This window comes from Aetokthonos hydrillicola CCALA 1050, assembly GCF_017591665.1.
Taxonomy (GTDB): Bacteria; Cyanobacteriota; Cyanobacteriia; order Cyanobacteriales; family Nostocaceae; genus Aetokthonos; species Aetokthonos hydrillicola.
Window position 1 is genome coordinate 1 of the sequence record NZ_JAAKGC010000192.1, and the last position, 5583, is coordinate 5583.

The following is a 5583-nucleotide window of genomic DNA, read 5'->3' on the forward strand; positions in this document are numbered from 1 at the left end:
TTTCTGATTCATCAGCATTTAGCAAAGCTGCTACTTTTTCCCTTGCTTGCTTACAGGCTTTACCGACTTGCCCACCAAAGGTATGCATACTAGACGGATTGCCGTAATATTCGGTTAAATAAGGCAGCATCGCCTCTACAACTTCTGGATCTACCTTCGTGGTGGCATTATTATCAAGATAAATGCTGTTCTTTTGCATTGCTTTCAAATTAATTTAACAAGAGTAAACAGTTAGAAAGGAGTTATTCTATGCTTCAGCTCCAACCTTTTGATGAACAGCTAATCGTTCGGATAATTTCTGAGAGTAGAAATCATTGCTATCTAATATAATAGAGAGGAGTCAGGAGACAGAATTCAGGAGTCAGAATAAAGAGATGGTGTTTTAAGAAAAGTTTCAACCCCTGTCTCGTCTACAAGTGCTGAGGTTTTAAACCAGTATTTATTCTGACTCCTGGCTCCTGACTCCTGAATTCTTTTGGAATAACACTTTTTATGGAAAGCTGGGGTTACGCGCGAGTTAGTAGTGAGGAGCAACAAACAGATAAAGGAGCGTTGCGTAAGCAAATAGAACGCTTGCGAGATGCAGGATGTTCAAAAATATACTGGGATATTCAATCGCGAACAACGGAAGTTAGAGAAGGACTGCAACAATTAATTAATGATTTAAAGGCATCTCCAGCAGGTAAAGTAAAATCGTTACAGTTTACACGAATCGACCGTATTGGTTCATCATCGCGCTTATTTTATTCCTTACTAGAAGTTTTACGCACAAAGGGAATTAAGCTAATAACACTTGACCAAGGTGTTGACCCCGACAGCTTAGGGGGGGAATTAACTATTGATATGTTACTTGCGGCTGCAAAATTTGAAGTAAAAATGGTCACAGAAAGATTGAAAAGCGAACGCCGTCACAGAATCAACCAAGGTAAAAGCCATCGCATAGCGCCTTTAGGGTATTGCATACAAAATGATAAATATGTACGCGATCATTCACCATGTGTTTGCTTGCTAGAAGGACAAATAGAATTAACTGTCTCTGGTTTAGCTCGGCATATTTTTAATACTTTCTTTGAATGTGGATCTGTTGCTGCAACTGTTCGCAAACTTCACGCGGATTTTGGTATCCAAACACAGGCTCTTGATTGGGGTAAATCGAAAGCATCGTCACAGATGATCAGCGACGATGATTTAGATGAAATAGCGTTTACACCTACTAAATCTGGTCATCCTTTACGTTATCCGTGGACTGGGTTGAGATGGTCAGTTTCTGGATTAAAAGCATTGTTAGTTAATCCTGTTTATGCAGGAGGGTTACTTTTTGACACTTATGTTAAGTCAAAGGGAAACCGAAAACACTTCGACGAATGGAAAGTAAAGTGGGGAACTCATGATGATGAGGCAATTATTTCCTATGCAGAACATGAACGAGTCAAACAGATGATCCGCGAGAATAGGAGTAATCGCTGGGTTTCAAGGGAAGACAACGAGATTAATCCATTTTCCAATCTACTCAAGTGCGCTCACTGCAATGCATCAATGACTCGTCATGCAAAACGGGTAAATAAGAATGGGGAAACTATTTATTATTTTCAGTGCCGCTCCTATAAAGCAGGTAGCTGTACTAATAAAATTATGATTTCATCAAAAATACTTGATACCCAAATCGTTGATTTATTAGCACAAGAAGCAGAGCGGTTGGCAAACCTTGTTGAGGAAGATGAACAACCCATGGAAGAGCCACCAGAAGTTAAAACGCTTCGGGCTTCTCTTAATAATCTCGAAACATTACCATCAAATCCGGGGCTTAACCAAGCAAAGAATGTTCTCAAAGAACAGATTGCTCTAGCACTCGCATCACAAAATAATACATCAAAACAGTCGCGTATCGCCAAAGGGCGAATTGTACAAGCTTTTGCTAATAAAAGCTACTGGCAGGGGTTACAACTTGTAGACAAAAGAACAATACTCAATGGCTGCATCAAAAGAATATTCGTGGATGGAAACTTTGTTACAGACATTGAGTATCGTTATTAGGCAGATTTTCTTTTCCGTTTTACATCTAGGTTCTGCTCAACAGCGGGAGAACGTTTTAGTTCGTTCTGTTTCTCCCATTCAATCACTGTGCGCATGACAACCTGTGACCAAGTTTCGTAAGCCATAATCACCATCATTCAATACTTTGAGGATATCTAACCCTCAAAAGTTTTCTGTTCATCGCAAGCCAGATGCTTGTAAAAATTTTATAGCTCACGCATCCTGAAGCGCTGCAAACAAGCGGTGATTAATAGATGAGTCAGTATTCAGAATTTGTCGTTGACAAATCCGATATATCGCAATATATTGTATTTAGAGATAGCGATATATCGTGATACGTCAACTAAAACAAGAAGTTACATATGTTTAAACCATTTCATCTACGTTTTCCTGTACCAGTCCATGCTGGAGAAGAATTTGCCCATCCATTTTTCATGAGTGGACGACATGGGCACAGAGGTTCATTTGGTGGTGACTGGGGAGATGAGCCTCGTACCCGTCGCGGTGATATCAAATTTATGCTCCTTGGGCTGCTATCTGAGCGTCCTCAGCATGGTTATGAATTGATTAAGGAACTAGAAAACCGTCGCGGAGGCTTTCGCCGTCTTAGCCCAGGCTCCGTCTATCCAACACTTCAGATGTTGGAAGAAGGTGGTTATTTGACTAGTGAGCAAGTCGATGGTAAGCGTGTCTACACAATTACAGAGGCTGGTAGACAATTACTGCGCGATCGCCACCCGCAGCCCAATTCCAGAAACACTTACGACAGTGTCACAGAAAATAAGCCTTCGGGATTAATCGAGTTGCGGCGTACTTTAACAGAGTTAAATGATCTAGTTACGCAAGTGGCGCGCAGTGGCAATTCAGCGCAAGCAAATCGAGTACGTGATCTGCTTGTTCAAGTAAAGCGCGAGATTTACAAGTTTCTTGCTGAGGATTAACTTAAAGATATTTCGACAACTGAGCCAATTGCTCCATTAATCGGATAACGGCAGAGTATAGTTTCTTCTAAACCTTTGAGAATGTTGATCTACTGATTTTTATGAAGAAGAATTCAGGAGTCAGGAGTCAGAAGTCAGAATGATAAATACTGGTTAAAACCTCGTCCATAAGGGACGAGATAGGGGGTGAAACTTTTCCTAAAACATCATCCCTCCATGGGTGGTATTCTGACTCCTGTATTCTGGCTACTGACTCCTTTTTATGCACCTTCAACTTAACAATCTAAAGAAAGAGAAAAACCTAACTAAAGTGCGATCGCTGAGCATAGGAAACTTCTCTTTCAGCATTTGACCAGACCATGTTAAAAAATTCAACCAATTAGCTAAGATATTTAAACCCGCAGATAGAAGAATCAAAAAATATAATGCTTTAGCCTTATACGGTCGCGTTAAACTTGATTGCAACATGCGGTACAAACTTTTAGGGAAAAGCGGCTTGCGCGTGTCTGAACTTTGTCTTGGTACAATGACCTTTGGAGAAGAATGGGGTTGGGGTGCATCAAAGGACGAAAGCCGCCAGATTTTTGATACCTTTGTTGAGGCAGGCGGTAATTTCCTAGATACAGCTAATGGTTATACTGACGGCAGTAGTGAAAAAATTCTCGGTGAATTTATTGCTTCTGAACGCGAACGCTTGGTTGTTGCTACAAAATATTCCTTTCCTTTACAGATGAATGACCGCAAGGGCAATCCTAACGGTAGCGGTAACCATCGTAAAAATATGATCCAGTCGCTCGAAGGTAGCTTAAAAAGGTTGAATACTGATTACATTGACCTATTCTGGCTGCACGCTTGGGATTATACAACCCCAATAGAAGAAGTGATGCGGGCGTTTGATGACTTGGTTCGTGCAGGAAAAGTTCTATACATCGGTATCTCTGATGCACCAGCTTGGATTGTGGCTCAGGCTAACACCTTAGCTCAGTGCTACGGTTGGAGTCCCTTCGTTGCTTTGCAAATTGAATACAGTTTAATCGAACGGGCTCCAGAGCGAGATTTGTTACCAATGGCACAAGCATTTGACATTGCTCTAACACCTTGGTCGCCTTTGGCTGGAGGGGTATTGACAGGTAAGTATAATACAAATGGAAATAATGGTGATTCAAAGCAAACTGCAAGTTCTAGAGGATCAGAAATTCCTGAACGCAGTTTGAAAATAGCTGAAGTCGTCAGCCAAGTTGCTCAAGAAATTGGATCTACTGCTTCACAAGTTGCTCTTGCTTGGTTGCTTACCCGAGGAAATACAGTTATCCCTATTGTTGGTGCGCGCAAGTTATCACAGATTAAAGATAATTTGTCTTGTGTAGACATTAAGCTGTCGCAAGAACATTTACAGCGCCTCAATCAAGTTAGCCAGATTGAGTTAGGTTTCCCCCATGACTTTTTGCAAAACGACACTATACGCGATCGCCTTTTTGGAGGTACGTTCAACGCGATAGAAAATCATCACGGTTACGGAATGATGCGCGAATCATTGGCACCTCATCAGTAAAAGACTGATTAAAAAAAGCATAAATTCCAAGACATTCTCTGAGCCCGACATCCCGCCCAGAACTTAAGTCCCGGGCTAATAGCGCGCATTCCATTTCAATGGACTGAAATCCTTGAGCAGTCCTCTTGAGAGGACTTTAGCTATCAGAAGCGCGATTTAAATCGCTGGCTGGCTGACAGCCCAAGTGCAAGAAAGCAGTTAAGCCAAAATTCATTCTACATCTGGACACTTGGAGATAGTGTGGGATGAATTTTGGAAGCAAAATATTTCTTCTTATGTGTTCCCTCGGAAGGCTTACCATAAAGCAGTGTACTCTACTGTTTCTCTCATTGCGTAAGTCCTTATGGCAAAAATCGAACAATTGGCACCTCAGCAAGTCTCCCAAGTAGATCTGAAACCACGAGGGAGAGTTTATCCCAGCCCTGTGAATTGGCGAGATCAGTTTTTGTACCAGCTACTACCAGATAGATTCAGTGATGGAAACGAAAATCAGAAAGAGCTTTTTGATCGCACGAATCCGTTAAGATATAAAGTTAAGGAGAAAGCTACCTGGATGGCAGCAGGTACAAAGTTTGTCGGTGGTACTCTCAGGGGTATTAAAAGTAAGTTGGACTATTTACAAAGATTGGGAGTCACAGCACTTTGGCTTGGATCAGTTTTTGATTACGCTAATCAAAACTTTTTAGAAATTGACCCTCACTTTGGAAATCGTCAAGATTTAAGAGATTTAATAGATGCTGCTCACGATCGCAATATCTATGTCGTCCTGGATGTGATTTACAATCGTCATCTCCAAGCAAATCTAGTAAGAGTATATCAATACTGGATTGGTCTTTGTGACTGTGATGGTTTCTGCGTCGATATAGATCAGCTCCTTTGTGTTGAAGATTCTCGGAAATTCAACGACTCAATTCGCGAATACGCTCAATCAATCGGCAAAGATAATTTTCTCATAATTGGGAATATCAGTTCTGGTAACATTGCAGATGCCTATATAGATATCTTTGGTCGTCACCTTAGTGCTGTCTTGGATAATCCAACTGTTGCTAAACAACT

General features: G+C 41.1%; 5 protein-coding genes. 4 read left to right on the plus strand and 1 reads right to left on the minus strand.

Going from position 1 to position 5583, the window contains the following annotated elements:
• On the minus strand, positions 1-199 hold a 199-nt coding region (locus tag G4P69_RS35150; RefSeq protein ID WP_208354537.1), incomplete at its 3' end, for an aminotransferase class V-fold PLP-dependent enzyme.
• A gap of 293 nt (positions 200-492) precedes the next feature.
• Here G4P69_RS35150 and xisF point away from each other — a divergent pair.
• From xisF to G4P69_RS35170, 4 genes are all read left to right on the plus strand, one after another.
• Entirely contained in the window at positions 493-2034 is a 1542-nt protein-coding gene (gene xisF / locus G4P69_RS35155; protein ID WP_208354538.1) for a fdxN element excision recombinase XisF, read from the plus strand.
• Positions 2035-2396: 362 nt separating this feature from the next.
• On the plus strand, positions 2397-2975 hold the full coding sequence (locus G4P69_RS35160) for a PadR family transcriptional regulator (protein WP_208345839.1): 579 nt from the start codon (positions 2397-2399) through the stop codon (positions 2973-2975).
• A gap of 466 nt (positions 2976-3441) precedes the next feature.
• Positions 3442-4527, plus strand: coding sequence for an aldo/keto reductase (locus G4P69_RS35165; protein WP_208345841.1), 1086 nt, complete (start codon positions 3442-3444; stop codon positions 4525-4527).
• A 343-nt stretch (positions 4528-4870) separates the two neighbouring features.
• Positions 4871-5583: alpha-amylase family glycosyl hydrolase (locus G4P69_RS35170; protein WP_243903141.1), on the plus strand; the 713-nt coding region annotated here is incomplete at its 3' end.